Below are 26,299 nucleotides of genomic sequence, written 5' to 3'. Positions count from 1 at the left end.
TCTGTTTTTGCTTCAAAAGAAAAGCCCGAAGGCTTTTCTTAATACTAAATATTTTTTATAGGTGTAATGATTAATTTTCACGGTAATAAGAAACTATTTTTTTAGCTTTATCGTTTAGAATAGCATTCTTTTTAAATTCGTAATTATTGAAGGATGTGCTTTGTACATGTTCTTCTTGCATAGCTTTATAAATATTATCAACTATTTTAGATTCTTCAGAAGATAAGTTTCTGTTATAGTCGTGCGCGTTATTATATATTTCTTTAATTTCGTTCTGTTGCGACTTAACATCTTGTCTCATTTTTACTATTTTCGTGTGATTATCTTTCAAAGTACTTTGAACAGCAGAAGAATATTTGTTGTAACTTTTAATATAGTCATCAGACTGTTGGGTAATTAAATCACCCATCTTTTTAAAAGGCTCAGTTATTGATTGCGGATCAGTATTTGCGTTAAGTTCAAATAATTCAATGCCATCCTTTGCTTCTTCTGCATATTTGTTAAATTGCATCATTGAAGTATTTGCTTCTTCTAATGCGTTTATATCTTCTTTTGATAAGCCTTTACCCCACGCTGAAGAATATACTTGGGTGTACCAAAAAGCGGACGGTATAACACAAGCTATTATAATTATAATAGACCAAAACCACCATTTTTTAAAAAAAGTTTTTTTCATTCAACTTCTCTCCCTCTTTTTTCTGTATATAATATTATTAGCTTTATTTAGTTTTTAGATTACTTTATAAAAATACTATAGAATATAAGTGTTTAAAATATCTTCATCTAAGAAACATGCTAGCTCATCAGGTAGACCCAAAATAGATAGTAATTGTTCCTTTGTATAATTTTTAAAGTCGCTTTTATCTAGATTATACGATAAAAGATAAAATGCTCCAAAATTCGCTTCTTTCTCTATTCTAGGAACAAATAGACCATTAAGATGCTTTCTTAAAAATGGCGTACTCTCATCTCTATGATGGCGGCAGTGTTGGAATTCGTGAGAACAGACGAAATTTCTGATGATTTCATCTTTGTTACCATTAATCAAAATTGTTTGGATTCGTTTAGTAGAAACTCTAATTCCATAATTATTTTCACCTAAATCAATTTCTCTTATCATATAACCGCAATTACTAGCCAACTGAAAAGGGTCGCTAGTCCCATGTCTTTGAATTAGATTTTCAGTATCTCGCGCGATTTTATCAAAATCCATATTTTCACCTACTACTTATCTCGATATTTTTTAGGTGTAAAGCGCTTTTTAGCTTCCTTTTTATTCATTTCAAGAGCTATTCTAATTGCAGTAGCAACTTTTTCTTTTTCTTCCTCGGTAAGCGGTTCACCATAATAGTTAACGTTACCCGCCCCATTGCCATCTAAAATTTTATCTAGGTCAATGTCAATCTCTTTATGATCTTTATCTGATAGTTCCCAGTACGGGACATTATCTATTTTATCTGTTTTCCCTAAAAGGAAATCTGTGGTTGTTTGTAAGGCATCAGCAAGAAGTGAAATCATTTCTCCGGAAGGCGAACTGTATTTATTTTCATAATTGCTTATTGTTGCTTTTGTTGTATTCACTTTTTTTGCAAGATCAGACTGTGTTAAATTACGCACCTTTCTTGCTAATCTAATTCTTTCAGATAACATAATATCCCTCCTTTTAAGTACAAATATATTGTACTACAAAAAGAATGTTTGTTCGATGGTTAAATAAAAAGTACAAAAAAATTGTATTTATATATTGACATACAAGATTCTTGTATTATAATAAAAGTACAAGTTATTCATATGGAGGTGATGATTAAATGAGTAGTAAAAATTTAAATCTTATAGCGGCAAGAAAAAATAGTAACTTAACGCAAAGTGAACTAGCAGAACAACTTGGAGTTAGAAAATCAACTATTTCTAACTGGGAAACTGGTTATAGTAATCCATCTATTAATCAAGCTGTTAAAATATCAGAGGTTCTAAATGAAAATTTGGATTTTTTATTTGCAAAAAAAGTACAAGAATTCCATACTAAAAAACTAACAAAAGTCTAGGAGGGATAAAATGAACGATTTGGTTTTTGTTGAAAATAACAGGGTTCTTACAGATAGCTTGACTATAGCAGAGAAATTTAATAAGGCGCATAAAGAAGTTCTTCGGGATATTGATGCTCAATTATTAAAAATCAATGAAGCTAATGAAGGTGTATGGGGGTTAAGCAACTTTGCGCAGACCCAGTATAAACACCCGCAAAACAAGCAATTTTATAGAAAATACTTACTGACAGAAGAAGCATTTGTGGTTGTTGCAATGAGCTATGTAACTAAAGAAGCAATGAAAATGAAAATACAATTTATTCAAGCGTTTAACGAATTGAAGCAAATAGTAAGCAAAAGCGCTTTACCTCAAAATCAATTAGAAAGTAGAATCGATTCACTTGAGAGCAAGCTCGAAAATCAGATGACTATTGATTACGGAAAACAGAGGAAGCTTCAAAGGGCAATCGGGGCACGTGTTTATAGGATAACAGAGGATAAAAAACAGCGGAGTAAATATTTTAGAGAGCTTTATAGAGAGATTCGCGATAGATTCGCTTGTACCTCCTATAAGGATGTGAGGCAATCCGATTTTCAAGATGCTTTAGTCTACGTGAAAGGTTGGACACCTAAAAGAGAATATTGAGCGCCGCCCACCACAACAGCGCTCGAACATTTCAGGGGAGCGAAATGCTTAATTGAATCATACAACGCAATAAAGTAGCGTGCTTAAAAAATATACTACAAAAAATGAAGGGATTAAGAAAAAATGTTAGATACACAAGTGATAGCTTCGTCGGCAAACGTAGCATCTGAAACAGAATTATTAAACAAGAAATATCAACAAAAGGAATTAGCAAGTATAGCAAACGTATCAAGATCGAGCATTGGACATTATAAGACAGGTGAAAGAAACATGCCTGCTGATGTCATGCAGAGCTTAACAAATTCACTAAATGAAAATATTGTAGCAAGAAAAATGCTTAGCAGTTTTTCGAGGTACGTTGTCCCATTTGCGGATCGAATCGAAGTTCACCCATTAATTTTTTCGGTGATTGCTGAAAAAGAGGAACGAGAAGAAGAGGCGCATGCAGAAAAAGTTGCGCCGCTTTTAGCAAAAATAAAAGAGGACATCAGACCTCAAGAAAAAACAGAGATTAAAAATTATATTTCCGAGTTACTAGATTCTGTATTTATTGATAACAGCTTATTAGCGACTATATGCGATTATTACGGGTTTAATCTAGCGAATTTGATAGAAGAAAGATCGAGTATATGGAGAGAAGCAGGTTATTTAATGAAATGAGGTGTAAAAATGCCAAATTTAGCTAAAAAAGTTGATCCTGAAAAGTTGGAAGTTATTGAGCTAGTTCATCCAGAAACTGGCTATAAGCCAAACGTCGATTTGAAAGAAATCAATGAAATCATGAAGCATGCTCCAATCACAAACAAACACTTTACACCGCAAGAATTTACAGAAGACGAATATGTGTTTGACGATGACGGCAGAATGACAACGATTGTTAGACTACCTACAAACAAAAAGAAAGCTATAGAAAAGAGGGATAAACATGTTTGATTTACCCAATTGGATTATATGGCTTCTATATTACTCTTCAATGTGGGCAATGGGTTGCAATTACGTTTTAGCGAAACTAGCAGAGGAAAAGGCGGCTTTAAAATATGGCAATTCGTGAAAAAGTGGCTGTAGCGAGGAAAGGAAAGAAGACACTCAAACTATTTAGACAACGATTTTATGAAAATGTTGAATACACCGCAGAACATAGCGACATAAAGAACGGTGAAATGGTTCTTAATGTTCGAGATGATCATGGTTTTTCGTGGTATTGTTTACGATTAGTCAAAAATGGCTGGACAGTGGACGCATTAAACAAACATATATCAAAAGAAATTGATTTATGTAAACGAATTGAAGCGCGGAGAGAGGTGAGGTGGAAACAATGAAAAAACTATTATCCAGTTTAAACAATTACTTTTTTGATGTAGATAAGAATGAAAAATGGGCTGTATCAGATATATGTACAGTCATCTCATTTGTTTGCATGGTAGCGTCTGTAGTTGTGTTGTGCGTGACGATTACAGTAATGAATTGGGGATTGTAAGGAGGTGTAGATGATGAAAATTGTAAAAGAAAAAAAGATAACAGTTGATGGAACAATTTATCAATTGTATGTATTTGTAAATGAAATTTATACACAAATAAGATATGTCCTTCTAGACGGACAAGGCAGAGAATTAGATCGCAGAACGATTTCAGCGGCAAAAGGGGAGTGCTTCAATATTGCAGAATGGGCTTCGCGTATTCATCATGCCAAACCAACAATAGAAAGGCATCTTAATAGAATTGATGCGTGGGATTGGGAAATTGACAGTTCTCATTATATGCAATAAAAAAACGACACTCAGCAAAGTGTCGCTAGGGATAAAGTGCTTAGTTAAATACACAAATTAATTATAGCACTTTTCCCATTACTAAACAATTGGAGGGTGAAAAAATGATTCATATGAAAGATTTAAACGATGGTACAGATGAGATATTCACTGTTCGGGAATACGTGAATAATTTAGACATCGCGAAGATAACTTATGTACGAGATCATACGAAAGAACTTAGAAGCTTCTACCTATTTTTAAAAAAGTATGCTGATGTACTAAGTGGCTCCGATTTTTATGATGATTTACAAGCTGTTTATGAAACGATTGGCGAAGAAATCGCGGAACTGAAACAAAGATTTCCGGAGGAGGTAAATAAATGAAGCTTTATGACCTGACAGAACAATACAATCAAGTGTTAGAGATTGCAGAACAGGTTGATGCTGAAACACTAAAAGACACACTTGATTCTATTAATGAAGCAATTGAGGACAAAGCAGAAAGCACAGCGAAAGTAGTGCGGACGATTGAAGCAGAGGCAAACGCTATTGATGAAGAAATAAAGCGGCTAAACGCACGGAAACAGACATTAACGAATAACGCAAAAGGGTTAAAAGAGTATTTGCAAACTGAATTAGAAAAAGTAAATGTTACTAAAGTAAGTGGAAAATTATTTACTATCCGCATTCAAAATAATCCGCAAAGCGTCAATGTAGAAGACGAAACAAAGTTACAAGCGTATTTAGTGGAACAACAACCGAAACTGGATAAAAAAGCCCTTCTAAATGATTTAAAAGCAGGTAAAGAAGTGGAAGGGGCACAAATTAAACAAACAAAATCATTACGGATTGTATGAGGTGGTTTAAATGAAAACGAGTGAAACAATCACAGAACTAGCTAAAGCATTATCCCAATTTCAAAAAGCAGTCGAACAGCCAACGAAATCAGCGAATAACCCTTTTTTCAAAAGTAAGTATGTGCCACTTGAAAACGTGATTACAACGATTAAAAAACATGCTTCTCCGCTTGGACTTGGATATGTGCAAGTTCCTGTTTCAGAAGAAAATAAGATTGGTGTTAAAACGATCCTGACGCATGACAGTGGCGAATTTATTGAATTTGATGCCTTTCTATTACCGCTTGATAAAAACACTGCACAAGGGGCGGGAAGCGCGTTAACTTATGCACGCCGCTATTCTCTTTCTGCCGCTTTTGGAATTGCAAGCGATGAAGATGATGACGGAAACGAAGCAAGCGGAAACGATGAAAAAAAGCAATCAACAAAATCAACTAAACCGACTACCTCGAAGCGTAAACAAGAAGACCCATTAGCAACGAGCGGAGATGTTGAAGTTTTGAAATCAAAATCACATGAGTTAGAACAAATTTTTGGAAAAACTCAAAAAGAAGTATGGGCTTCTTACGGGATTAATCAGAAAGAAGACCTTACTAAAAAGAAAGTGATGCGTGCCATCAATAGCATTCAAAACGAACTAAATAAAGTGAACCAAGAACAAGAAAAACAAGAAGAACTTCCATTTTAGTTAATTGAAAATGAAAGGTGCTGATTTTATGAACAGTTATTTCTCGCATGATAGCAATGCGAGAAACAGCGATAAGCTGTTACCCGTGCGCATGAAGTACGGCGCAGAAGGCTATGGGATTTATTTCATGCTTTTAGAACGTCTGAGAGAAGAAGCGGACTACATGAGTGTCAAAGATTACAATATGTTAGCCTTTGACCTTCGAGTAGACGCATCTAAATTAAAATCCATCATTGAAGACTTTGGGTTATTTGCCTTCACCGAAAATGGTGAGTGTTTCTACTCCGAAGGATTTAAAAAAAGAATGGAACTCAAAGATAAAAAAAGCAATAAGCTTTCAGAAGCTGGAAAACGTGGAGCGGAAAAACGCTGGGGGAGTAATGGTGAAGAAGCCAAGCAAAAGCCTAGCGATAGCCACCCTATAGCAAATGCCATGAAAAATGATAGCAAGAAAAGGAAAGTAAAGGAAAGTAAAGTAAATAAAAGTAAAGAAGACAACAATAAAAAAAGTGAATCGTCATCATTATCTATTCATGACTATTTCCAAAAAAATATCGGTCCAGAAAATCCTGCAATCATTGAAGGTCTCGAAATGTGGAAAGATGATTTAGGCGATGAGGTAGTTAAAAAAGCTATTGAAATTACTGCTTTAGGGGATACCCGTACATTCAATTATGTGCAAGGAATTTTGCGTAATTGGTTAAATCGAAATTTAACAACGATAGATTTAATAAATGCTGCTGAACAACAGCGTACAGCTAAGAAGAGAAGGCAAAATATTGGAAGGGAAGAAATTATCCCAGATTGGGTCGACAAAACGGATCAGGAACTAGAACAGGAGAAACCAAAAGAAAGTGATCCGGAACTAGCGAAGCAAGCGGACGCAATTAAAGAGCGGCTGAGAAGGAGGAAAAATAAATGGACGAACTAGTGAAATTAATTGAAGAGTGGTCAAAAAATAAAGGACTGGACAAAGCAGAATCAAGCAAGCAGATGCTGAAAACAGTTGAGGAAGTTGGAGAAGTAGCCGCAGCACTTGCTCGAAGTGATAAAGACGCTTTGCGTGATGGGATTGGTGACGTTGTAGTCACACTTATTATTTTGGCACAGCAACACGGCATGGATTTATACGAGTGTTTAAATTGTGCATACGACGAGATTAAAAACAGAGCAGGTAAAACTGTAAATGGCGTATTTGTGAAAGAGAGTGATTTAAAATGATGAATCGTGTTGTATTAGTAGGTCGTTTAACAAAAGACCCAGAACTTCGATATACTCCAGCAGGTGTTGCGGTTGCGACTTTTACACTTGCTATTAACAGAAACTTTAAAAATGGACAGGGAGAACAAGAAGCCGACTTTATTAATTGCGTAGTTTGGCGAAAACCAGCGGAAAACGTAGCGAATTTCCTTAAAAAAGGAAGCTTAGCGGGCGTTGATGGTCGAATTCAAACACGTAACTACGAAGGGCAAGATGGTAAGCGCGTTTATGTTACAGAAGTAGTTGCTGAAAGCGTTCAATTTTTAGAGCCAAAAGTAGCATCTACAAGCAATAGTAACCAACATGTAGGCAATCAGTCATATTCTCAAAGAAAAGCGCCACAAGCGACGCAGAACGCTTCTAGTAATCCGTTTGCAGGTAACGGGAAGCCGATTGATATTTCAGATGATGATCTTCCATTCTAAAATCAGGAGGGGCAAACAATGACAGTAACAGAGTTTACTAAACGATTCAATGAAAGAAAAAAGCATGTGCAATTGATGATTAACGCAATCGCAGAAGTATCTGAGTATAAAATATACGAGCTAGTAGAAATGAGTGATAAAGAAATTGAATCCATCTATCAAGTTAAAGTCATCGAAGAATGCCATAACTAACAAAATAGTGATCCCTTTACCGCTCACAGATTTAAACACCTATATAAACAAAGAACGGGGACATAGACAAGCAGGAGCGGCAGAGAAAAGAAAAATGACAAAAAAGTGTGCTTTATTCGTCACTCGAGCGATGCAATTAGGCGTTAAGTTTGAATTTCCTTGCAGAGTAAAACTCACTTGGATTATTCCAAATAAAAGAAAAGACGCGGATAATATCGCGTTTGCCAAGAAATTTATTTTTGATGGAATGGTGCAAGCGGGTTTTATTGAAAATGACAATTTGAATTATATAAAGGGATTTTCAGACCATTTTATGATAAATAAGGACGAAGAAAGCCGTGTTATTGTTGAAATGGAGGCATAAAAATGATTATGGAGGAGAACAAGAACGAGCAGTTGCGTATTATTGATAAATTGTTGGATCCTGAGTTGTCGCATGAAGAAGCTTCTAAATTAAGACATGAGTTAAAGAAAAAAGAAAGAGAACGAACCGAAGGAAGAGGTTTAGTTTATGCGCATGGAGAGACGAAAGGACGAAATGAAGTTATTGACTTGACAGAAGCAGAATATTTCTCGTTTAAAAAAGAAGGCAAGACAGATAGTCAAATTGCTGAATTGCTAGGATTTTCTAAATCTACAGTGTCCAAGTGGAAAATTAGAAATGGTTTAGCAAAGAGAAAAAAAGCATAAAAAAAGCAGGGTCGCCCCCGCTAGTCTGTAAAAATATTATAGCACAGGGGTGTCGAAATGTTGAGTTTACTACCACAAATTAATGTTCAACAGACAAAAAAAGCTGCTAGAGAAGTGTTATCCAGATATAGAAGTTTAGAGCGAATCGCGGGTCAAGAGTACTCTATTTCTCTAGTTCCCACGTTAAGTGACATGCCGCGAGCTGGGAAAAAGGCGATCTCTAAAATAGAGTCACTGGTTCAACGTAAAGTTGATGTGGAAAAAGAGGCACTTGAAATTTTAGATGCTTGCCAAAAACTACCTCAATTAAGTTACGAGATTTTGTATTTTAAATATCTTCAGAAAGAAAATTGGACCAATACGCAAATACAGTTACACATGCAAGACCAAATGAACGAGAGCTTTTCAGAACGGGATTTTGAGAGGAAATTAGCGAATGCATTATTGGAATTCGCAGAGGCTTATAAAGGCGGAAAATTGCTTGATTTTCGAATTGACACATAAGGCTCTTTTTGCTAATATAAAACAAAACAACAACTTGCGCATTTGTTTTATATTAGCATGTTGAACCGAGGAGCGAAATAATGGAAAGTTACACAGAAGAAATCACACACAGTGGATATATTGAAATTGGCGATGTGAAAATGTATGCATTGGTGACTAAATCCGGGAAACGACTTATTACTGCATCAGACGTGTTTTCGGCAATTGGAAAAAGCAGAAGAGGGGATATAAGAGTAGAGGGATTACCTGCTTTTATTGGAGCTAAAAATTTGCTTCCATTCATAGATGATGACTTGTACGATAGCATACAACCTATCAGATACAGAGCAAAGAACGGGAGAATATCAACTGCTTATGATGCAACGATTATTCCTAAAGTCGCAGACCTGTATGTTTCAGCTTATGAGGTAGGAAGTCTTACGAAATCACAAGAACCTGTTTATGAAAGAGCCTTGATGATGATTAGAGCCTTAGCTAAAGTAGGTATAGTTGCACTAATTGATGAAGCCACTGGTTTTCAATATGATAGAGATAGTAAAAATCTCCAAAAGCTTCTATCGGCTTATATCTCAAAAGATTTAATGAAGTGGCAGGCTCGCTTTCCGATTGAATTTTATGAGCAAATTTATCGACTGTATGGAATTTCTGCGTCTTTCGATCCTCGCAATCCTAAAAGACCACAATGGATTGGAAATTTTACAAATAAATATGTTTATGGCATCTTCCCAGATGATGTTATGAATGAAATTAAGAAAAGAAACCCTATTAAAGAGGGTGTTAGAGGAACTATTTTTAGAGGACATAAACATTTTCAGCATCTAACAGAAAATATCGGCATTCCTCAACTAGACAAGCACTTGGCTAAACTCATTGGAGTTATGGTCTTATCTGAAGATATACAAGATTTTGAGAAGAATTTTCAAAAAGCCTTCCATATTGAATTGGATAGAAAAAGATTACAAGATGATATAAAAAATGGAATTAATCCTCTGTTTTAATGAAATTGTAAATTTGGCGGACTTTTGGCGGAAAACTGGCGGTAATCTGCTTAAAAACCGTGTTAATATTGTAATATGAAGAACTCGGGAGCAGGCGACCAGTCAAAAAATATTTATTGTGGTATCTGTTTGCTCGGGTTCTCAACCTCTCCACGCTGGTTGTAAATACACGTGGAAACTACCTTTTTTTCCTTCTGTTTAATCTATTGACGATTGAACAGAAGGTTTTTGTGTTGTATACTAAAAACAAAAAACACAAAAAGGTAGGGACAGAAGATGGCTAAGAAAGTACACTATTTTAACATTTTTATAACGAAAGAAGGAAAACGAACATCTTATAAATTGAATCACATTTTTGATAAGTATATCAATCCTCTTCAAGATGACAAGAAGTTAAAAATTTGTAACGGAAAGCCGTTAGCATTAAATAATTATATACTTCCTAGTACTAACGAAGGTGGGAAGCAAGGGAATAGAAGAACTATAGCAATGGCAGATTACAGAAATAAAAAGCCTTTTCAAGGAAAGAAGGGGACTGCAGATAGAAAAAATATTGAAGGCGATGTTCTTGATGTTACTAGAGCAGTAATCTTTCCGGATGAATATTTGATGGTAGTGGAATACAATCACACAGGTTGTAGAGCCAAAGGGATATGTGAATATATAGAAAGATTTTTACCTGAAGAGCAGGATTTAAAATGTGAATTCAAGCAGATACAAAGAAACGATATTTTAGATAAAGTGCTGAATTCCACACATATAAAATCTATTAATGTTACTCTAGATACCACTGTAACGGGAGTTGTTGATAATTTTTTTGATTATGAAGCAGTTGAAGAAAGGGAAAAAACAAGTATGTTTGCACAGTTGATGAAACAAAGTATTGACACATCTAAGCAGATAGATTCTAGTATAGCCATGTTTGGGTTTAAAGAAGGCAGGAAACGTAATAAAATGGCTTATAAAGATATTGTTAAGTTTATTTCTTTAATTGACTTGGCAAGTGAGGCAGTACAAAGTGTTCAAGTTAAATATATTGATCCAGATACAAATAAGGAAATGACAAAAAATCTTAAAACAGAAGCATTTATTGAAGATGAAATCAATGAAATTGACGAGATAGGTGTGCTTGGAGATGAGTTTATTCGAGATGAGATATTAAACCTATATGAGAGCAAAGGAAAAGAAATAAAGAGCAAATATAAAGATTTTGGTTCTTTAGTAAATATAGATATAAGGTGATAAAAATGGATGATGAGAAAATCAATAAAATCTATAACTTTATAGAGAAGAAATTAATTTTTGCTTTCATTGGATTATATATCCTTGTGGTGATTGTATTTTGTTTATTTTTTGAACAAATAAAGCCAGCAAGTTACATATTTTATGCTATTATGAAATATTTCTACTTGCAAAAAGATAGTATAATTACAAGTGCAACGGTTCTGATAGGAATTTATTTTACAATGTACACGATATTTGCCGTTTATAATTCATCTTCGGTGATTGGTAAATTATATAGTACTGGATTTCAAGTCCTACTTAAATTGCTAAAGCACGCTATGGTGTCCGCCATGTTAGTTCTGATTTTTGGGTTCTTAAGTGATTGGCTTTTTAGTCTAAATGAACAAGTTACTTATATTGTGAATTTGTTTTTAAATCTATATTTTATTTTAACTTCAATAATTTGTGGATTTTATATTTATATAATCTTCAAACAAGACATAGCTGGGTTGGAGAAGCAAAAAGAAGCAAATGATAAGAAAGAATTTCTTTTACAGAATTTAGAAGTTTTTTTAGAAAGAGAGCAAAGAAAAGAAGATAAAAGATTAGACGATATAAATTAAAGTCCTCCCTCGAGGGCTTTTTATTATGCAAAGGAGTGGAACAATGAACTATTTAATTATGCTAGGAAATGAAGAATATTTAACGGGTTATAACATTAGCAAAAATATCGAAGAAGACACAGTGAGTTCAAGTACGCAAAGAGAAGATGTTCCAAAAGAATTTATTTTTACTAATCAATCTGACGCACTCGCAACGCTTGAAGAGGTACGTAGTCTTTTCAATGATGATGAAGGCATCAGAGTTGTTTTAGACGCTTAAGGATGGAGGGTGCTTAAATGCGTGATGTAATTCGATCAAGTATAACCGAATCAAAAGGGAAAGAGCCAGAATACAGGATTTCTGTAAATGGAAATATTTCAGAAGAAAGCTACTCTTTAGCTAGAATACATGAAATGCTTATTAAACGTACAACAGCAGTATCAGGAAAGTCATATGAGCAGACGAAGAAAGATTATTTAGAAGCACTAGATGTCATTATAGGAAATATTCATGATGCAGAGAACGAAGAATAGTTAACAAAACAAACACATGCGCTTGGGGGTGGAGTTGATGAGTCATGGAAAAGTATGAACTAGCTGAGAAAGATTATAACGATGGAATGAAATACAGGGAAATCGCTGAAAAGTACGAGGTTTCTCTCAATACTGTGAAGTCGTGGAAAAAAAGATATAACTGGTTTCGTGATAGTGGTGCACCCCATCTAAAAAGTGTGCACACAAAAGAACGAGGGGGCGCGTCTAACGGCAATAAAAACGCCAAAGGGAATAAAGGTGGAGCCGCTCCAAAAGGCAATCAGAACGCTAGAACACATGGTTTATTTGCAAAATATTTCAATGATGAAGCTAATGAGATTATAGGCGAGTTACAGGAACAAAAGCCAGAAGATCTACTTTGGCATCAAATAGAAATACAATATGCTGCGATTATCCGTGCTCAAAAAATTATGTGGGTTAAAAATGAAAATGATGAAACTAAGGCTCAGACACAATATGGGTTTGGGGAAAGTGGCTCAGATAAGTACGAATATCAATTCGCTTGGGATAAACAGGCGAATTTTTTAAATGCTCAAAGTCGAGCTATGACAACATTAAGCAATCTTATCAAACAATTCATCAATATCACGAATGAAGATGATGAGCGCACAGCTAAACTTAAACAGATTTTAGCTGCCACTGATAATATTAGAGCTCGTACAGAGCTTATCAAAGGTGCTAAGAAGGACACCACTATGTTAAATGCACTTATTGATGTTGTGAATGGGGGGGATGGTTCTGGTACTGCTGAAATTCAGTCCGAAACAACAAGAAACGATTCGCCAGCAAACGACTAATATAACACTTGAAGTTAATGAGGGAACCCCTAGATCCGGAAAGACAACCGCAGACATATTCAAAATGGCTAATTTTTACATTAACTCACCATCTAAAAATCATCTTGTGGCCGCTTATAATCAGGAACAGGCTTTTAGATTGTTCATGGACGGTGATGGCTTGGGCTTGATTCATATATACGGGAACTTAGCCGAAATGAAGCATGATGAGCATGGGGATCATTTACTCCTGCATTCTCCAAATGGTCCTAAGAAAATTTATTATAAAGGCGGCGGGAAGGTTAATAGTGTGGGAGCTATAACCGGTATGTCTTTAGGTTCTGTCACGTTCTTAGAAATTAATCTGCTGCATTTGGATTTTGTAAAAGAAGCATTTAGAAGAACCTATGCAGCGCCTGACCGCTTTCATTTAGCGGAACTTAATCCACCTGCACCAAGCCACCCAATTCTAACAGAAGTGTTTGACCGATACGAAAAAGCAGGACGTTATAAATGGAGGCATTGGACACCTTATGACAACCCTATTCTTGATGATAAGCGGCGTGATGAGCTTTATAACGAATTGAAATATTCTTCTTATTTGCTGCAGCGTGACTGGTACGGCAAGAGGGTTCTACCTTCTGGCATTATTTATGAAACTTTTGACTTGGAAAAAAATATAAAATCAGAATTAAAAGGACATCCTGTTGAGATGGTCTTTTTTGCTGATGGCGGGCAACAAGACCCTACAGTATGTCAGTGCTATATCATAACTGAACATGAAAAAAACAGCGAGTATGTCTATAAAATGAACCAGATGGCTACCTATTATCACAGTGGGCGGGATACTGGGATAACTAAAGCCGGTTCCACTTACGCTGCTGAAATTGTCCAATTTAAAAAGTGGTGTATGAATAAGTATGATGCTCCATGTAATGAACCTGTACGCGTTGACCCCGCTTGTCGCTGGTTACGTGAAGAGTTAGAAAAGCTAGGAGAGGACACACTAGGAGCAGATAACAATGCTCATGATGTGAGAGGAGCTACGAAAGGAATAGAGGTAGGCATAGAGCGCATGCAAACTCTTTTAAGTGAAAGGCGGTATCTACTAGTGGAGCAGAGCAATGATTCATACGATCATTATTCTTGGTTGCAAGAAATTGGTATGTATGTGCGTGATGAAAACAGCGGAAAGCCGGTAGACAAAAATAATCATGCGATGGACACAAGTCGCTACGCTGTCAATTACTTTTATCGAAACTACGAAGCTATTTAAGGAGGTGAATATATGAGTGTATGGAGTATGTTAACTAGATTTGTAAAAAGTGTATTTAGCAATAAAGAAGATGCTGATATTGATTTAATTCCTTCGTATTTGCCTATGATTCCGGAATCTCAAAAAGAATACTATAAAAGCGCCCATTTAACATCAATGTGGGCGAGTGGATACGTTCAAGGGATTCATAACAAGCTGATGAATTCAGGGACAGGGAATGAAATTGTTGTGGTTGGTGCTGAATACATCAGTGGCAAGCCTTTAGGTGTAAAGGTGGTAACAAGTGATAATAGCGATAAGGTCGACGAAGGGCTGACTAAACAACTTAAAGAGGCATTGCGAATTGATAAGTTTGATAAAAAGAACGTGAAGATCACGGAACTTGCTGGAGGCGGTGGAGTAGCTGCCGCTAAAATAAATATTATAAACGGCATACCCAGCGTCTCTGTTCACTCTGTTGACCAATTTTGGATTGATTTTAAAAATGGGGTACCTGAACGATTCAACTTTTTTGAGGAGATTCCGAACGCGAATGCCTATGACAAGTATTTTTTAGTTGAAACTCGTGAAATTAAATCTTGGTCTAACAAAACCGGCAAAACAGCGCAAGGAGGATTCTCAACGTATTCTGTTTGTAAGATAGTTGGTGATGATGTAAAGCCAATTCAAGAAGAAGCGTTGCCGGATACAATTGCTAAACACATACGAGAAAATGAAATTCAATTAAACAAGCCCATTTCTATTGGTCTTTCTAGTCTCGGAGCTTATCTGATTAATAACACCCCGACAAATTCACGCTTTACACATTTAGAATTAGGCGAATCTGACCTATCACACTGCATTAATTTTCTTTTTGCAGTTGATTATGTATTCACTATTTATATGCGTGAAGGTGAGAAAACAAAAACGAAAGTTGCGGCTACTGAACGCATGTTCATGAAAGAAAAGGGCAAACGCGGGGATAAATGGAGCGTTGATGCTGATGAAGATTACTTTATGATTCTAAAAGGTTCATTAGACCCGGGAACAACTTTGAAAGATACCTTGCAATTTATTCAAGGCGAATTTAGGGACCAAAGTTATCGTGAAACTATGGAATATTTCGCGCAAAAAGCTGTAACGAAATCCGGTTATAACCCTAACACGTTTAATTTAGGAAATCGGGATGTAAAAGCAACCGAAATTTATTCTTTGCGCGATGCTACAATGCGCAAGATTGATAAAAAGAAACAGATCATACAAAACGAATACGAAGCGTTGATGTGGGATTTTCTTTATTTGCTAACTGATCGAAAATTAGATAGTAATACCCGTATTATTGTTGAGTTTCCAGATCCGATGAGTACAAACTTAAGCGAGTTATCTTCTACTCTAAATAATATGACAAGCGCGCAAGCGATGAGTGTAGAAGAAAAGGTAAAAATGATTCATCCCAAATGGGACGATAAACAAGTGCAAGAAGAAGTTAATCGTATCTACAAAGAAAATGATATTGGAGAAGTGCCAGACCCTGAAGCAATCGGAGGCGCTGAAACTAGAGGTGGTTAACAATGGCACATAGTCATAAATCCCCCGTAGATTTTGAAAAAGAGGCTGCCGTTTTGAGGGAACATTTTAGTCAAGCAGAAACTGAAATCCTTTTAATGATTAAAAAGCATTGTATGTATGGCTCAAAGAATCCCAAAAAGTGGCGCATTATTCAAGCTGTCAGAATAAATAAGTTTAAACGTGAGCTTAAAGCTTATATTAAGCGTTTTAAGAGCAATTCTAAACACAAGATAGACAAATTAGTGTACAGTGTTTATCTCGATTGTATCGAAGAATATGAGCACGAAATGAAAGGGCGTTACGAAGCCAAAGAAGTTAGACAAAACGACAATGATTATTTATTTGAAAGCAATGAGCTAACTTCAATTTCTGATGATATAGCGAATAAAATGCAAAAAGGTGCACTTTCAAAGTACAAAGAGACTATAAAAAGCACTGATGACGAATCAAATAACACTTTAGATTACGCTATAGCAGCTTCTCTTATAAATATTGCTGGTGATGGCATTAAGAGTGTTATAGACAATTCAGGCAGAAAGTACCGACCAGGTTCTTATTTAGAATTAGCTGGTAGAGGTGCTTTTTTTCATATTGGATTAAATGCTATGCGTCGTGTTTTAGGCGCATACGATCATGAGTTAGTTCAAGTATCAGCCCATGAGCTTTCATGCCCTAGATGTGCTCCGTGGCAAGGAGAAATACTTTCAGTTAATTACGAAAGTCGCAACTATATGTCATTACAACAAGCAGAAGATGAAGGCTTATTCCACCCGAATTGTCATCATTTCTTGTACCTGTATTTTGACGGTGAAGAGACAGAAGAACCAATAGAATACGATGAAGAAGCCTATGAGGCTCAGCAAAAGCAACGTTATTACGAAAGAGGTATACGCGAGTGGAAACTTAAGAACAAACTCGCAGAGGGTAAATTAAAGCCGTATACTGCTCGCAAGATTAATGAATGGGAAGAAAATCTTAAACAGCATTTAGAAGATTATCCATATCTGGTCCGTGAACTGGATAGAGAAAAAATAAAGGCGTCGTAAAGCGTCTTTTTAATTTTGCCTACCCGCCGGCAAACAATAGACGGGGATAGCTCACTCAGAGCTTTAAAAGGAGGATATTATGAGTAAGAAATTTGAACCCATTAAGTTTGACATTCAACATTTTGCAGAAGAAGGCGAAAAAACTTTTACACAAGAAGAAGTGAACGATATTGTGAAAAGTAGAATAGCTGACGAGAAGCGTAAGAAAGATGCTGAAATTGCGACTTTGAAAAGCGCGCACGAGTCCGAAATTGAAGCAAAAACAAAAGAAATCAATCAACTTAATGAAAGTTTAAGTAGTTTTCAGGATTCAGAAAAAGCATTGAAGAAAATCCAAAAAGAAAAAGATGGGATTGAATCACAGCTTAATGAGTATATCCAGAAAGAAGAAACCGATGCATGGCACACAAAACTAAAAGAAAAAGGCGTTAAAGAAGAACGGTTTGAGGCATTTACTAAATTGTTTGGAGACGAAGAACGTAACGATGAGAATTTAGATAAATTGGTGGAGCAGTATCCTGAATGGTTAAACAAACAGGAAGAAACCCCGCCGCCAATTGGTGCGGGATTTGATAATAATGTACCGCCAAGCTCAAACGATCCATTTCTAAAGGCGCTTAATTCTAACGATTAAAGGAGAGAAAATAAATGGCTATTAACTATGTAGACAAATATGGAAAAGAACTAGACCAAAAACTGGTATTTGGTACCTACACGAATGAATTAGAGACTAAAAACTTGCTTTGGATGGATGCTAAAACATTTAAAATCCAAACAATCACAACAACAGGGCTAAAACCACATACACGCAACAAAGGCTATAACGAAGGTTCAGTATCTAACGAGAATAAACCTTACACGATCACGTTTGACCGTGATGTTGAATTTTTTGTTGACGTAATGGATCAAGATGAAACTGGACAAGCTTTAACTGCGGCGAACGTTACAAAAGAATTTAATGCACGCCATGCAGGACCAGAAATGGATGCATACCGCTTCTCAAAACTCGCTACAAAAGCGGCTGAAAACGGAAATTCAAAAGATGAAGAAATTACGAAAGATAATGTGTTCTTGACACTTAAAACAGCAATTCGAAAAGTGAAAAAATACGGCACGCAAAACTTGATTATGTATGTGTCGCCTGACGTAATGTTTGCGCTTGAACTTTGCCCAGACTTTACACGTTCGATTACAGTTCAAAATATTGGGCCTTCCTCGCTAGAAACGCGGATTACTTCCATTGACGGTGTACGCCTTGTTGAGGTAGAAGCGGAAGATCGCTTTTATGATACTTTCGATTTTACAGATGGTTATAAGCCCGTTGCGTCAGCTAAAAAATTGAACTATCTTCTTGTGAATAAAGGTTCAGTCATTGGAGGAACAAAGCACGCTTCTATTTACCTTCATTCTCCGGGTGCAGTCGGACAAGGGGACGGCTGGTTATATCAATATCGCGTATATCATGACATCTTTGTTTTGGAACAGCAAAAAGATGGTGTGATTGCGTCTACTGTAGCAACTACAACGTCGGGCGAATAAGGAGGGATATTCATGATTCTGAAAAAAGGTAATGCTGTTTATAACACAAAAAATGATGTTCTAATTAATCAGTTGAAAAAAGATGGTTTTGAAGAAGTAAAATCTTCAAAATCATCTAGTTCCGAAACAGTAGAAGAAAACGTTGAGCAAACTGATGAGACAGAAACAGTAGAGGAAAACAATGTTTCTAAGGATAAGGCAGGTTCCAAAAAGAAAAAATCAGAGAAGTAAGGTGATGAAATGAAAGAATACATTACGCCTGAAGAACTCTTAGAGCTTGCAAACATTGAAATTAATGATTCCGTTAAAGTTAAACAATTAATTCGTCAAGCTTCTGCGGCTATTGATAAGGAAGTGATTCCAAATATTATCAATGGTTCAGAAGTTCCAGAAGAAATTAAACAAGCGGTGGCATGGCAATGTGAGCATTTAGAAAAGTATTCTGGTTTTATTGGCGTTGGGAGCTTTTCACTTGGAAAAATGTCAATGGGTGGTCAAGCACAAAATTCAAACAACCTTATACCAGAAGTTTCATCAAAAGTACATGATCTGCTTCTATCGAACGGTTGGCTATATGCGGGTGTAGGTGGTTATTATGAGCTTTAGATTTCCACCTATACCCGATGTATTCTTAAATACGAAAGTAGCCTTTAAAGCAATCGAGAAGAACGATTTTGGCAATGATGTTGTTAAGTCAGAGCATTCAAGTAAGTTTCGTGTTGAATCAGATAAACAGCTTATTAAAAGTGAAGAAGGTCTGATGTGGAAGCATACCATTTGTTTATTCTGCAATGATTTAGATTTTGCGGTAAATACTGGTGACAATGCTACTTTTCAACTAACAAAGTGGAAGCAAGTATCAGGGAAAGTTGTGGATGTCGGAATTTTAGAAAATCCTGACGGATCAATTCACCACTATGAAATAATGTTGGGGGAAGTGATGGAACATGACCTATAAGAGCTATAAAAATCAAGTTGTTCAAATAATAAGAACGCGTGCGGTTAAAACGGCTACTGGTTTAGGAAGTGAACTTAGACAAGCCGCACTTCCAGTCACACCAATATTAACCGGTGATTTGCGGAGAAGTTCGGCATCTAAAATTGTTGAACAAAAAAGTGGGGTAGTATCCAGAGTTTCTAGTACTGTTAGTTATGCTCGAAAGCAGTACTTTACAAATGCACGTTTGCCACGCTGGTATGAAACAGCGATAGCATACGATAAATCTAGGTTAGACGTCATTTTTTTTAGAGGTATGAGACTATGATTGGGGATTTAAAACATTGGCTTGATAATCTGTTCCCAGACATGAAATTTTTAGGATTTGTTAAAGCAACTAACTTAGATTCTATGATTGTGATTGAAGAAGTTCCTATATTCCAAGATAACCAGATAACGAAGCAAAGCCGAATTCGTGAGAATATCGGTTTTTTGATTTATGACAAAAACACTGAGAGATGTAAGAAGAATTACGACACGTTAAGAGACTATTTTCTTACTACTTATCCAAGTCAACTTGAAATTCCAAATCAAAAAATCATTAATACAACGATTTCAAGCGGTGGGAAAGTAGACTATGATGACGACGAGCGTCTTGTATATCAACTTACAATTTTATTTGAAAAGGAGATGTGAGCAAATGGCTACATTTGCAGTTAAACAATTAGAAGTTCTTGTAAAAGACCCAGAGGGAAGCGGAACACCAGTTCCAATTAGTGATATTGAAACATTGGATGTTTCATTAAATTCAAACGTTGAGCAGTATAGTACTTTAGGAGAAGTGTTTGAACGTGCTGTTAAAACAGGTGCAGCAATGGAGTTATCTCTTGAAGGAAAATATAATGATACAGACCCGGGGCAGATTAAGTTGCGTGAAACTTGGGACAAGGTAGGTGCACAAGCTGAAAAAACAATCACTATTAAGTATCCAAACGGAGATAGTTTTGATGTTACTGGACCGATCGGAATCAACAACTACGGCGGTGGCGGAGCAAATGATGTTGGCTCGTTTTCAGCATCTATGAATTCAAATGGAACCCCTGTTTTCGTTCCAGCTTCTCCCAGTAAATGAGCCGTCCAGCGTTACAGTGGACAGCGTTACTAAGTCGGTTGAGGTTGGTAGTACTGTAAACATTACAGCGACAGTTGAGCCGCCTGAAGCCGATCAAGCTGTTACTTTCTCTACTAGTGATACGTCGATTGCAACGGTTACTACTGCTGGTGTTGTTACAGGTGTGGAGGCAGGTGCTGCAACAATTACAGTTGCTAGCAAGTCTAAGCCGACAGTAAAAGCAGAGGTAGCTGTTACGGTTACAGAAAACGAAGAATAAAATAGATTGGCTCCCTTTTGTAAGGGAGCTTTTTTAGGAGGCTTTTAGATGAAAAAAAAATCTTTTCAATTTGAAGAAAACCAGCTAACACTGCCGATCGAAGTAAATGGAAAAACACACGAAGCAGATATTAGCGCTTTAGCAGTTATCCGCTACCAAAACTTATCACGCGACTTATCTTCACTTATTGTGCTGCAAAAAGAAGCGGCTGAAAATAGCGAAAATGGAGCGGAGAAGGCAGAAGAAATTCAGAAAAAAATTGAGCAGACAGAAGAACGAATGCTTGAAATTTTCTTTAACGAAGAGAGCCAAAAAGAATTGCATCCAAGCAAGCTACCACTTGAAGTATACAACGGCATTATCAACTATATTTATGAAACTATTTTCCCGGAGACGACAGAAGAAGCGGGGAAGTAAGTCAACAATATTATAGCGTTTTTGAAGACTATGACTTAATAGAGCCTTCCTTTTTGTCTTGTTACCAGATGAGACTGAGAACGGAGCTTAAGCAAATGACTTATGACGAATTCGTGAACTTGTTGACTAACTTAGATGGGGACACACCATTTATGAAGACGTTGCAAATAAGAATGACATCAAAAAAAGATTTACCAGAATACTTACATGCTGAAAAAACAAGGCAAAATCTTGTAATGGCTGAGCGTGGCTATTTCAAACAGGCGGGAACAACTGATGATGGATTATATAGCTTGTTAAAAGGTGAAGCAAAAGGAGTTGAAAATTGTGACAAAGGCGGGTGAAATTTATTACGATATAAAGCTAAAAGATAATGGCGTAGCTTCAAAGCTTAGCAATATCGACAGGCAAATGCAAAGAGCAGATAAAGCTGGGCAAAGAACAGCTAGAAGTATTTCTCAAGTCGGGAATCAAAAAATTTCGACGAGAAATGTTGATGTATGGGCTGATAGAGTTGAAAAAATCGGCTCAAATATCACAAATGTAGGACATCGAATGACAAAAGTTGGAACTGCAATGTCTGTGGGTTTCACATTACCTATTGTCGCCGGTCTAACAAAAGCAACACACTCTTACATGGAGTTTGATGAACAAGTAACTGAAATTAACTCACTCTTAAGAGAATCTGGTGAAACTTCAAAAGAATTTGGTGATCGTTATGACAAGATCGCGAGTTATGCCCAAAAAGCTTCAGTTAAGTATGGTGTAGCTTCTAAACAAACCCTCCACGGGATGGAAGAGATGGTAAAAAAAGGTTATGACATTAACCAAACTATGGCATCGATGCCTTCCATTTTTGATGCTGCTCGTGCTTCTGGTGATGACTTTGAAACTGTAATGTCTGTAACAACATCGACTCTTGAACAATTTGGCATGATTTCTAAAGACACAAACCAACAAATGCAGTATACACAACATGTAGCGGATACACTGACATATATTGCCGATAAGACAGCATCTGGATTTGTAGACATGGGATATGCAATGCAATATGTTGGTCCTGTTTCACACTCTTTAGGCTATTCTCTTGAAGACACGGCGGCAGCTATCGGTATACTTTCCAACCGAGGAATTGAGGGGCAAAAAGCAGGCACGGGAATGCGTGGTATGCTAACTAGTCTATTAAAACCTAGCGACAATGCAGCCGCTGCGATGAAACAAATAGGATTATCCATTCAAGATAGTAAAGGCAATATGAAAGATTTGCCAACTTTGCTGGATGACATTAACAAGGGAACTAAAGATATGACCAAAACGCAAAAAAATGCAATTTTAACCACTATTTTTGGTCGTGAGCCTTTGTCCGCTGTTAATACATTACTTGAAGCTGGTGGTGATTCATTACGTAAATACTCAAAAGGTGCTAAGGAAGCTTCTGGCTATACAAAAGAAGTGGCTGACAACATGCGCAAAGCTAAGAAGTTTAGCATCGACCAGTTTAAAGCATCATTAGAAGTTCTTGAACAAAACGTAGGGCAAAAACTGATGCCAGCTCTTACCCCAATTATTGAATGGGCTAATGATATGATAGATAAATTTAATTCGCTTGATGGCGAACAACAACAGCAAATTCTTAAGTGGGTAGGAATTGCCGCAGCAGCGGGACCAGTCCTTAGCATTAGTGGCAAGATGGTTAGTGCAACGGGTAATCTTGTTACTGGATTTGCTAGATTATGGCGCTTTTTGGGGGAAGGAAGTAGCCTGCTTCCAAGCGTTGCTGGAAATATTGGGAAAACAGCAGGAGTGGCAGGAAGTGCAACGGGCGCGGTATCAGGGCTTACAGGCGCTTTTAGTGCTTGGCCAGTGGTTTTAGGTGTGGCAGGTGCTGCATTACTTGGTGTGGGAATCTATGCGCTAGACAAGCATATTAGCAAAGTGGAAGAAAGTAGGGAACGTGTTAATAAATGGGGCTATGATATCGGTGAACAAGCTGATAAGTCTATGACAAAATTTGACACATTTTCTTCAAAAGCAAAAGCTTCTATTGATCTATTCGCTCAGGGCGCAACAGATGACTCTAAACAAATTGTTCAAGCCTTTAAAGGTATGGGAGATGAAATCATTTCGAATACTGAGAAGTCTTTGAAAGATTTTACAGATAGTTATGATGGTTATTCTGCCGCAGTTAAGAATATTTTAAAGGGATCATATGAAGAAGAGAAAAAGCAAGCTAAGGAGCGAAAAAAAGATGTTACGGCTCAGCAAAATGATATAAAAAGTATTTATGAAAATGCGGCAAAAAATCATAGAAACTTATCTTCTGAAGAATCCAAAATGGTTAGTAATATTTACAAAGCCATGCAAGAGGAACAAATAGAGAGTCTTGACATCAGCAACAAGAAGAAAAAGCAAATGATTAAGGCTATGAATGGAGATGTTTCAGGTCTTAATAGACAAGCGTTGCAAGAGCAAAGCACTTATTTTAGTGAACAACTAACAGACATACAAAAAAAATATGATAAGCAAGAAAAAAGCTTAAAAAAATCATATGACAAGGGACAAATAAATAAAAAAACATATAACGAAGCATTGAGACAACTAGATAGGGAAAGGAATGATGCCTCTTTTGCAGCAGGAAAAGCGTGGGTTGAAACGACACGGAAGCTAAATGATGAGCTAGGACTTAGTACAAAAGACTCGGAAAAAATTATCAAAGCAGGTCTAAAAGAATTAGGTCTAAATTATGATGATTTTACACGAAATGTTCAAGAAAAAGCAGGAAAAGTAAAAGATGCAAGCAAGTTAATCAGTGATGGTGCTAGTGATGCAGATATTGCTTGGCAACATTTAGTTCTAGATGACAAAACAGGTAGAGTGAAAACAAACTTAAACGATGTAATTCAGGATTCAAGTAAATCGGAAAAAGGTTGGAACAACCTGAAATTTATTATGAAAGAGGCTAAGCTAACATCAGATGCAAAAGAAGTAATCGCTAGTGCACTTATCGAAAACGGTAGATGGGACAAAATGACTTTTGCAGAGAAAGAACTAGTTGTTCAGTATAAAGATGCTCTATATGTTGAGAATGCTTTGCGCGATGCAGGTGTGTGGAATAATCTTAAGATGGAACAAAAACAAATGATCGCTAATGCTAAAACTGGAATTGGTTTGAAAACAGCTTTAATTGATATGGGGGTTTGGGACAAAGTTAACCCTCATGTTAAGCAATTGCTTGCTGATAATACAGACTTAATCAATAAAATCAATAATGGAAAATCTTTCATTGTTGAATATAATGGCAAAAAAGTAGAGCTGAAAAAATTACTTTCGAACAATACGGATTTGCTTAATAAGTTAAAAACAGGTAAGAGCGTGATTGTAAACTATAACGGTGAAAAAATAGATCTTAAGTATTTGTTCGGTAACAACTTAGACCTATTGAACAAGTTCAAAAGTGGTAAAAAGACTATCTCAGATTACAACAGTAATTTTAATCCACTCACAAAAACGCTTAAATTAATTACAGATTCTTTGAATGGTGTAACTAGTAGAATTAGTGAAATTGATAGAACGTGGTCTAATTTTAGACCTCATGGGAAAACTTTGACTATCAGCAAGGTGATGGAAACTCCGGGGCTTGCACCTAACGCGGCAACAGGAACCAATTATCATTCTGGAGGTCCATTGTTGGTTAATGATGCTAAAGGTTCAAAGTATGAAGAATTGGTGACTACACCAAACGGTCAATCTTTCATTCCACAAGGGAGAAATGTGTTACTAGATTTGCCACGTGGGTCATCGGTCTTAAGAGGAGACAAAACAGCGGAACTAATGAAAAATATTCCAAGATTTGAAAAAGGCACGACAAATGATTTAAGCATATTTAACCCTACAATTACACCAATAAATACCCCATTTTCTAAAGATATTTCAGAAAGAAAAGCGATTAGAAGAGCGACAGGATCGACGACGGAAGAAAATATGCTAGGTGTTTTAACAGCTATTTTGAACGAAACTAAGAAATTAGTGAAAAAACCTATAGCAAAAGTTGAAAAGACAGATATAAACAATGAATTGGGTAAGGCTGTTGGCACTGAATTTTACGGGGGTGGTATCACTTTATGAAGCCACAATTAGAACTAATAATGAATAATAATCAGCGAGTACCTTTTACAGAAATTTACGCTAAAGATGTTATTGACTTGGGCAGAGAAGCGCCTATTTTAAAAAATAATGATGTGGAATTTGCGTACACTGACGGTGAAACAGAAGCAGATGCAAATTTTCAAGCGTTTCCTTTTGTTTTAGAATTTGTGCTAGAAGTAGGTAGTTGGGTGTTTTTGCAAACAAAATTACAAGAAATGTATGAAGTCTTGTATCAAAGGAAAGCTTACTATCTTCATACTAATTTGATGCCCGGGATATTTTATAAAGCTCGTGTGTCTGACCTCCAGTTAACAAAATGGAATGGCTCAATTGCTCAAATAAAAATCGAATGGAGTGTCATAAAAGGGTGTGGAGAATCCTTTGGAACTACACTAAAGCCTTTCACTCTAGAATCGGAAAAATGGCAGATTGGGCAGGGTGCGCTTGCTGAGGATCATCAGTATATCCATACGAAGAATCATATTCAGATTTATAATGCCGGAAGCTTTGAAATCAATCCAAGAATGCATGAGCTAAAAATAACCATTCAGACGTATTCCCAAGGCGGTTTTAAGCTTACAAATAGAACAACTGGTGAGATGTTCAAGTTTAATGATAATGAGCGATTGTATGACACGGATACTGTGATTATAGATGGAACAAAAATATATAAAAACGGCATTAGGTCTGGAAGATTGACAAATTTAGGTTTAATTTCTTTGGCTCCCGGCATCAATGAAATTGATATAGATAATGTGAGCCGTGTAAAAACAGCATGGGATTTCCGTTTTTTGTATAAGTAGGTGAT

Annotated in this window: 40 protein-coding genes and 1 pseudogene; 38 read left to right on the top strand and 3 right to left on the bottom strand. The window is 36.4% G+C overall.

Annotation, left to right across the window (positions count from 1 at the left end; all coding sequences use genetic code 11):
- Positions 1-70: 70 nt before the first annotated feature.
- The 3 genes from HB912_RS07235 to HB912_RS07225 all read right to left on the bottom strand — a co-directional run bounded on the left by HB912_RS07235 (position 71) and on the right by HB912_RS07225 (position 1,650).
- Positions 71-676: a hypothetical protein gene (locus tag HB912_RS07235; RefSeq protein ID WP_185373357.1), complete on the bottom strand. Its 606-nt coding sequence runs from the start codon at positions 674-676 to the stop codon at positions 71-73.
- A gap of 75 nt (positions 677-751) precedes the next feature.
- Positions 752-1,213 (bottom strand): ImmA/IrrE family metallo-endopeptidase, encoded by a 462-nt coding sequence (locus tag HB912_RS07230; protein WP_185373355.1) that lies wholly within the window; start codon positions 1,211-1,213, stop codon positions 752-754.
- A gap of 11 nt (positions 1,214-1,224) precedes the next feature.
- Positions 1,225-1,650: a helix-turn-helix domain-containing protein gene (locus HB912_RS07225; protein WP_185373353.1), complete on the bottom strand. Its 426-nt coding sequence runs from the start codon at positions 1,648-1,650 to the stop codon at positions 1,225-1,227.
- Positions 1,651-1,808: 158 nt separating this feature from the next.
- On the opposite strand from HB912_RS07225, the gene HB912_RS07220 reads away from it, so the two are divergent.
- The 38 genes and pseudogenes from HB912_RS07220 to HB912_RS07040 all read left to right on the top strand — a co-directional run bounded on the left by HB912_RS07220 (position 1,809) and on the right by HB912_RS07040 (position 26,294).
- Positions 1,809-2,045 (top strand): helix-turn-helix transcriptional regulator, encoded by a 237-nt coding sequence (locus HB912_RS07220; RefSeq protein WP_185373351.1) that lies wholly within the window; start codon positions 1,809-1,811, stop codon positions 2,043-2,045.
- Positions 2,046-2,055: 10 nt separating this feature from the next.
- Complete coding sequence (locus tag HB912_RS07215) at positions 2,056-2,673, top strand: Rha family transcriptional regulator (RefSeq protein WP_185373349.1); 618 nt, start codon at positions 2,056-2,058, stop codon at positions 2,671-2,673.
- 123 nt (positions 2,674-2,796) lie between these two features.
- Entirely contained in the window at positions 2,797-3,333 is a 537-nt protein-coding gene (locus tag HB912_RS07210; protein ID WP_185373347.1) for a helix-turn-helix domain-containing protein, read from the top strand.
- Between the two features lie 9 nt (positions 3,334-3,342).
- Positions 3,343-3,606 carry a hypothetical protein gene (locus HB912_RS07205; protein WP_185373345.1) on the top strand — a complete coding sequence of 88 codons (264 nt, stop codon included), beginning with the start codon at positions 3,343-3,345 and terminating at the stop codon, positions 3,604-3,606.
- Between the two features lie 104 nt (positions 3,607-3,710).
- Positions 3,711-3,992 (top strand): hypothetical protein, encoded by a 282-nt coding sequence (locus tag HB912_RS07200; protein WP_185373343.1) that lies wholly within the window; start codon positions 3,711-3,713, stop codon positions 3,990-3,992.
- Positions 3,993-4,163: 171 nt separating this feature from the next.
- Complete coding sequence (locus HB912_RS07195) at positions 4,164-4,439, top strand: hypothetical protein (RefSeq protein ID WP_185373341.1); 276 nt, start codon at positions 4,164-4,166, stop codon at positions 4,437-4,439.
- A 104-nt stretch (positions 4,440-4,543) separates the two neighbouring features.
- Positions 4,544-4,804 carry a hypothetical protein gene (locus tag HB912_RS07190; RefSeq protein WP_185373339.1) on the top strand — a complete coding sequence of 87 codons (261 nt, stop codon included), beginning with the start codon at positions 4,544-4,546 and terminating at the stop codon, positions 4,802-4,804.
- The gene (locus tag HB912_RS07185) at positions 4,801-5,277 is read left to right on the top strand and encodes a siphovirus Gp157 family protein (RefSeq protein ID WP_185373337.1); all 477 of its coding nucleotides are present in this window, start codon (positions 4,801-4,803) and stop codon (positions 5,275-5,277) included. Before HB912_RS07190 ends, HB912_RS07185 begins: the two co-directional genes overlap by 4 nt.
- Before the next feature lie 10 nt (positions 5,278-5,287).
- Positions 5,288-5,965 carry an ERF family protein gene (locus tag HB912_RS07180; RefSeq protein WP_185373335.1) on the top strand — a complete coding sequence of 226 codons (678 nt, stop codon included), beginning with the start codon at positions 5,288-5,290 and terminating at the stop codon, positions 5,963-5,965.
- Between the two features lie 28 nt (positions 5,966-5,993).
- Positions 5,994-6,896 carry a DnaD domain protein gene (locus tag HB912_RS07175; protein WP_185373333.1) on the top strand — a complete coding sequence of 301 codons (903 nt, stop codon included), beginning with the start codon at positions 5,994-5,996 and terminating at the stop codon, positions 6,894-6,896.
- Positions 6,884-7,186: a MazG-like family protein gene (locus HB912_RS07170; protein WP_185373331.1), complete on the top strand. Its 303-nt coding sequence runs from the start codon at positions 6,884-6,886 to the stop codon at positions 7,184-7,186. The genes HB912_RS07175 and HB912_RS07170 overlap by 13 nt, the downstream gene beginning before the upstream one ends.
- Positions 7,183-7,650, top strand: coding sequence for a single-stranded DNA-binding protein (gene ssb, locus HB912_RS07165; RefSeq protein WP_185373330.1), 468 nt, complete (start codon positions 7,183-7,185; stop codon positions 7,648-7,650). Before HB912_RS07170 ends, ssb begins: the two co-directional genes overlap by 4 nt.
- A gap of 18 nt (positions 7,651-7,668) precedes the next feature.
- Entirely contained in the window at positions 7,669-7,842 is a 174-nt protein-coding gene (locus HB912_RS07160; RefSeq protein WP_185373328.1) for a hypothetical protein, read from the top strand.
- Positions 7,796-8,206 (top strand): RusA family crossover junction endodeoxyribonuclease, encoded by a 411-nt coding sequence (locus HB912_RS07155; RefSeq protein WP_221635664.1) that lies wholly within the window; start codon positions 7,796-7,798, stop codon positions 8,204-8,206. The genes HB912_RS07160 and HB912_RS07155 overlap by 47 nt, the downstream gene beginning before the upstream one ends.
- A 2-nt stretch (positions 8,207-8,208) precedes the next feature.
- Positions 8,209-8,532 carry a DUF2481 family protein gene (locus HB912_RS07150; protein WP_185373326.1) on the top strand — a complete coding sequence of 108 codons (324 nt, stop codon included), beginning with the start codon at positions 8,209-8,211 and terminating at the stop codon, positions 8,530-8,532.
- A gap of 57 nt (positions 8,533-8,589) precedes the next feature.
- Positions 8,590-9,036: an ArpU family phage packaging/lysis transcriptional regulator gene (locus HB912_RS07145; protein WP_185373324.1), complete on the top strand. Its 447-nt coding sequence runs from the start codon at positions 8,590-8,592 to the stop codon at positions 9,034-9,036.
- 80 nt (positions 9,037-9,116) lie between these two features.
- Complete coding sequence (locus HB912_RS07140) at positions 9,117-10,034, top strand: P63C domain-containing protein (protein ID WP_185373322.1); 918 nt, start codon at positions 9,117-9,119, stop codon at positions 10,032-10,034.
- Between the two features lie 276 nt (positions 10,035-10,310).
- Entirely contained in the window at positions 10,311-11,276 is a 966-nt protein-coding gene (locus tag HB912_RS07135; protein ID WP_185373320.1) for a hypothetical protein, read from the top strand.
- A 5-nt stretch (positions 11,277-11,281) separates the two neighbouring features.
- Positions 11,282-11,881 carry a hypothetical protein gene (locus HB912_RS07130; RefSeq protein WP_185373318.1) on the top strand — a complete coding sequence of 200 codons (600 nt, stop codon included), beginning with the start codon at positions 11,282-11,284 and terminating at the stop codon, positions 11,879-11,881.
- Positions 11,882-11,924: 43 nt separating this feature from the next.
- Positions 11,925-12,140, top strand: coding sequence for a hypothetical protein (locus tag HB912_RS07125; RefSeq protein WP_185373316.1), 216 nt, complete (start codon positions 11,925-11,927; stop codon positions 12,138-12,140).
- A gap of 17 nt (positions 12,141-12,157) precedes the next feature.
- Entirely contained in the window at positions 12,158-12,394 is a 237-nt protein-coding gene (locus HB912_RS07120) for a hypothetical protein (protein ID WP_185373314.1), read from the top strand.
- 44 nt (positions 12,395-12,438) lie between these two features.
- On the top strand, positions 12,439-13,212 hold the full coding sequence (gene terS / locus HB912_RS07115; RefSeq protein ID WP_185373312.1) for a phage terminase small subunit: 774 nt from the start codon (positions 12,439-12,441) through the stop codon (positions 13,210-13,212).
- Positions 13,148-14,467, top strand: a complete 1,320-nt coding sequence (locus HB912_RS07110; RefSeq protein WP_185373311.1) for a PBSX family phage terminase large subunit — start codon at positions 13,148-13,150, stop codon at positions 14,465-14,467. The genes terS and HB912_RS07110 overlap by 65 nt, the downstream gene beginning before the upstream one ends.
- A 12-nt stretch (positions 14,468-14,479) precedes the next feature.
- Entirely contained in the window at positions 14,480-16,015 is a 1,536-nt protein-coding gene (locus HB912_RS07105; RefSeq protein ID WP_185373309.1) for a hypothetical protein, read from the top strand.
- Positions 16,016-16,017: 2 nt separating this feature from the next.
- Positions 16,018-17,061 carry a phage minor capsid protein gene (locus HB912_RS07100; protein ID WP_185373307.1) on the top strand — a complete coding sequence of 348 codons (1,044 nt, stop codon included), beginning with the start codon at positions 16,018-16,020 and terminating at the stop codon, positions 17,059-17,061.
- Positions 17,062-17,140: 79 nt separating this feature from the next.
- Positions 17,141-17,695, top strand: a complete 555-nt coding sequence (locus HB912_RS07095; RefSeq protein ID WP_185373306.1) for a hypothetical protein — start codon at positions 17,141-17,143, stop codon at positions 17,693-17,695.
- A gap of 14 nt (positions 17,696-17,709) precedes the next feature.
- Positions 17,710-18,600 (top strand): hypothetical protein, encoded by an 891-nt coding sequence (locus tag HB912_RS07090; RefSeq protein ID WP_185373304.1) that lies wholly within the window; start codon positions 17,710-17,712, stop codon positions 18,598-18,600.
- Between the two features lie 12 nt (positions 18,601-18,612).
- Positions 18,613-18,831 (top strand): hypothetical protein, encoded by a 219-nt coding sequence (locus HB912_RS07085; protein ID WP_185373822.1) that lies wholly within the window; start codon positions 18,613-18,615, stop codon positions 18,829-18,831.
- A 9-nt stretch (positions 18,832-18,840) separates the two neighbouring features.
- On the top strand, positions 18,841-19,206 hold the full coding sequence (locus tag HB912_RS07080) for a head-tail connector protein (protein WP_185373302.1): 366 nt from the start codon (positions 18,841-18,843) through the stop codon (positions 19,204-19,206).
- The gene (locus HB912_RS07075) at positions 19,196-19,558 is read left to right on the top strand and encodes a hypothetical protein (protein ID WP_185373300.1); all 363 of its coding nucleotides are present in this window, start codon (positions 19,196-19,198) and stop codon (positions 19,556-19,558) included. The genes HB912_RS07080 and HB912_RS07075 overlap by 11 nt, the downstream gene beginning before the upstream one ends.
- Complete coding sequence (locus HB912_RS07070) at positions 19,548-19,865, top strand: HK97 gp10 family phage protein (RefSeq protein WP_185373298.1); 318 nt, start codon at positions 19,548-19,550, stop codon at positions 19,863-19,865. Before HB912_RS07075 ends, HB912_RS07070 begins: the two co-directional genes overlap by 11 nt.
- The gene (locus HB912_RS07065; RefSeq protein ID WP_185373296.1) at positions 19,862-20,233 is read left to right on the top strand and encodes a hypothetical protein; all 372 of its coding nucleotides are present in this window, start codon (positions 19,862-19,864) and stop codon (positions 20,231-20,233) included. Before HB912_RS07070 ends, HB912_RS07065 begins: the two co-directional genes overlap by 4 nt.
- 4 nt (positions 20,234-20,237) lie before the next feature.
- Entirely contained in the window at positions 20,238-20,669 is a 432-nt protein-coding gene (locus tag HB912_RS13190) for a phage tail tube protein (protein ID WP_244964452.1), read from the top strand.
- 16 nt (positions 20,670-20,685) lie between these two features.
- Positions 20,686-20,928: an Ig-like domain-containing protein gene (locus HB912_RS13185; protein ID WP_342354368.1), complete on the top strand. Its 243-nt coding sequence runs from the start codon at positions 20,686-20,688 to the stop codon at positions 20,926-20,928.
- 48 nt (positions 20,929-20,976) lie between these two features.
- Positions 20,977-21,345 carry a hypothetical protein gene (locus tag HB912_RS07055; RefSeq protein WP_185373294.1) on the top strand — a complete coding sequence of 123 codons (369 nt, stop codon included), beginning with the start codon at positions 20,977-20,979 and terminating at the stop codon, positions 21,343-21,345.
- A 14-nt stretch (positions 21,346-21,359) separates the two neighbouring features.
- Positions 21,360-21,689, top strand: a pseudogene (locus HB912_RS07050) (Gp15 family bacteriophage protein); the annotation flags it as partial.
- On the top strand, positions 21,673-25,470 hold the full coding sequence (locus tag HB912_RS07045) for a phage tail tape measure protein (protein WP_185373290.1): 3,798 nt from the start codon (positions 21,673-21,675) through the stop codon (positions 25,468-25,470). The pseudogene HB912_RS07050 and the gene HB912_RS07045, both read left to right, overlap by 17 nt.
- On the top strand, positions 25,467-26,294 hold the full coding sequence (locus tag HB912_RS07040; protein ID WP_185373288.1) for a phage tail domain-containing protein: 828 nt from the start codon (positions 25,467-25,469) through the stop codon (positions 26,292-26,294). Before HB912_RS07045 ends, HB912_RS07040 begins: the two co-directional genes overlap by 4 nt.
- Positions 26,295-26,299 lie beyond the last annotated feature (5 nt).

The organism is Listeria aquatica (assembly GCF_014223975.1).
Lineage (GTDB): Bacteria > Bacillota > Bacilli > Lactobacillales > Listeriaceae > Listeria > Listeria aquatica.
The sequence above is the reverse complement of the archived record's forward strand: the minus strand, read 5'-3'. Positions and strand labels throughout refer to the sequence as shown.

What these genes read in the sequence shown, in the direction of transcription:
- HB912_RS07095 (WP_185373306.1), top strand. Translation starts at nt 17,141, where the DNA reads ATGAGTAAGAAATTTGAACCCATTAAGTTTGACATTCAACATTTTGCA.
- HB912_RS07200 (WP_185373343.1), top strand. Translation starts at nt 3,711, where the DNA reads ATGGCAATTCGTGAAAAAGTGGCTGTAGCGAGGAAAGGAAAGAAGACA.
- HB912_RS07235 (WP_185373357.1), bottom strand. Translation starts at nt 676, where the DNA reads ATGAAAAAAACTTTTTTTAAAAAATGGTGGTTTTGGTCTATTATAATT.
- HB912_RS07175 (WP_185373333.1), top strand. Translation starts at nt 5,994, where the DNA reads ATGAACAGTTATTTCTCGCATGATAGCAATGCGAGAAACAGCGATAAG.
- HB912_RS07190 (WP_185373339.1), top strand. Translation starts at nt 4,544, where the DNA reads ATGATTCATATGAAAGATTTAAACGATGGTACAGATGAGATATTCACT.
- HB912_RS07055 (WP_185373294.1), top strand. Translation starts at nt 20,977, where the DNA reads ATGAAAAAAAAATCTTTTCAATTTGAAGAAAACCAGCTAACACTGCCG.
- HB912_RS07120 (WP_185373314.1), top strand. Translation starts at nt 12,158, where the DNA reads ATGCGTGATGTAATTCGATCAAGTATAACCGAATCAAAAGGGAAAGAG.
- HB912_RS07170 (WP_185373331.1), top strand. Translation starts at nt 6,884, where the DNA reads ATGGACGAACTAGTGAAATTAATTGAAGAGTGGTCAAAAAATAAAGGA.
- HB912_RS07160 (WP_185373328.1), top strand. Translation starts at nt 7,669, where the DNA reads ATGACAGTAACAGAGTTTACTAAACGATTCAATGAAAGAAAAAAGCAT.
- HB912_RS07210 (WP_185373347.1), top strand. Translation starts at nt 2,797, where the DNA reads ATGTTAGATACACAAGTGATAGCTTCGTCGGCAAACGTAGCATCTGAA.
- HB912_RS07215 (WP_185373349.1), top strand. Translation starts at nt 2,056, where the DNA reads ATGAACGATTTGGTTTTTGTTGAAAATAACAGGGTTCTTACAGATAGC.
- ssb (WP_185373330.1), top strand. Translation starts at nt 7,183, where the DNA reads ATGATGAATCGTGTTGTATTAGTAGGTCGTTTAACAAAAGACCCAGAA.
- HB912_RS07220 (WP_185373351.1), top strand. Translation starts at nt 1,809, where the DNA reads ATGAGTAGTAAAAATTTAAATCTTATAGCGGCAAGAAAAAATAGTAAC.
- HB912_RS07100 (WP_185373307.1), top strand. Translation starts at nt 16,018, where the DNA reads ATGGCACATAGTCATAAATCCCCCGTAGATTTTGAAAAAGAGGCTGCC.
- HB912_RS13190 (WP_244964452.1), top strand. Translation starts at nt 20,238, where the DNA reads ATGGCTACATTTGCAGTTAAACAATTAGAAGTTCTTGTAAAAGACCCA.
- HB912_RS07225 (WP_185373353.1), bottom strand. Translation starts at nt 1,650, where the DNA reads ATGTTATCTGAAAGAATTAGATTAGCAAGAAAGGTGCGTAATTTAACA.
- HB912_RS07135 (WP_185373320.1), top strand. Translation starts at nt 10,311, where the DNA reads ATGGCTAAGAAAGTACACTATTTTAACATTTTTATAACGAAAGAAGGA.
- HB912_RS07230 (WP_185373355.1), bottom strand. Translation starts at nt 1,213, where the DNA reads ATGGATTTTGATAAAATCGCGCGAGATACTGAAAATCTAATTCAAAGA.
- HB912_RS07130 (WP_185373318.1), top strand. Translation starts at nt 11,282, where the DNA reads ATGGATGATGAGAAAATCAATAAAATCTATAACTTTATAGAGAAGAAA.
- HB912_RS07085 (WP_185373822.1), top strand. Translation starts at nt 18,613, where the DNA reads ATGATTCTGAAAAAAGGTAATGCTGTTTATAACACAAAAAATGATGTT.
- HB912_RS07180 (WP_185373335.1), top strand. Translation starts at nt 5,288, where the DNA reads ATGAAAACGAGTGAAACAATCACAGAACTAGCTAAAGCATTATCCCAA.
- HB912_RS07065 (WP_185373296.1), top strand. Translation starts at nt 19,862, where the DNA reads ATGATTGGGGATTTAAAACATTGGCTTGATAATCTGTTCCCAGACATG.
- terS (WP_185373312.1), top strand. Translation starts at nt 12,439, where the DNA reads ATGGAAAAGTATGAACTAGCTGAGAAAGATTATAACGATGGAATGAAA.
- HB912_RS07205 (WP_185373345.1), top strand. Translation starts at nt 3,343, where the DNA reads ATGCCAAATTTAGCTAAAAAAGTTGATCCTGAAAAGTTGGAAGTTATT.
- HB912_RS07075 (WP_185373300.1), top strand. Translation starts at nt 19,196, where the DNA reads ATGAGCTTTAGATTTCCACCTATACCCGATGTATTCTTAAATACGAAA.
- HB912_RS07140 (WP_185373322.1), top strand. Translation starts at nt 9,117, where the DNA reads ATGGAAAGTTACACAGAAGAAATCACACACAGTGGATATATTGAAATT.
- HB912_RS07150 (WP_185373326.1), top strand. Translation starts at nt 8,209, where the DNA reads ATGATTATGGAGGAGAACAAGAACGAGCAGTTGCGTATTATTGATAAA.
- HB912_RS07040 (WP_185373288.1), top strand. Translation starts at nt 25,467, where the DNA reads ATGAAGCCACAATTAGAACTAATAATGAATAATAATCAGCGAGTACCT.
- HB912_RS07185 (WP_185373337.1), top strand. Translation starts at nt 4,801, where the DNA reads ATGAAGCTTTATGACCTGACAGAACAATACAATCAAGTGTTAGAGATT.
- HB912_RS07110 (WP_185373311.1), top strand. Translation starts at nt 13,148, where the DNA reads ATGGTTCTGGTACTGCTGAAATTCAGTCCGAAACAACAAGAAACGATT.
- HB912_RS07070 (WP_185373298.1), top strand. Translation starts at nt 19,548, where the DNA reads ATGACCTATAAGAGCTATAAAAATCAAGTTGTTCAAATAATAAGAACG.
- HB912_RS07125 (WP_185373316.1), top strand. Translation starts at nt 11,925, where the DNA reads ATGAACTATTTAATTATGCTAGGAAATGAAGAATATTTAACGGGTTAT.
- HB912_RS07080 (WP_185373302.1), top strand. Translation starts at nt 18,841, where the DNA reads ATGAAAGAATACATTACGCCTGAAGAACTCTTAGAGCTTGCAAACATT.
- HB912_RS07145 (WP_185373324.1), top strand. Translation starts at nt 8,590, where the DNA reads ATGTTGAGTTTACTACCACAAATTAATGTTCAACAGACAAAAAAAGCT.
- HB912_RS07105 (WP_185373309.1), top strand. Translation starts at nt 14,480, where the DNA reads ATGAGTGTATGGAGTATGTTAACTAGATTTGTAAAAAGTGTATTTAGC.
- HB912_RS07090 (WP_185373304.1), top strand. Translation starts at nt 17,710, where the DNA reads ATGGCTATTAACTATGTAGACAAATATGGAAAAGAACTAGACCAAAAA.
- HB912_RS07195 (WP_185373341.1), top strand. Translation starts at nt 4,164, where the DNA reads ATGAAAATTGTAAAAGAAAAAAAGATAACAGTTGATGGAACAATTTAT.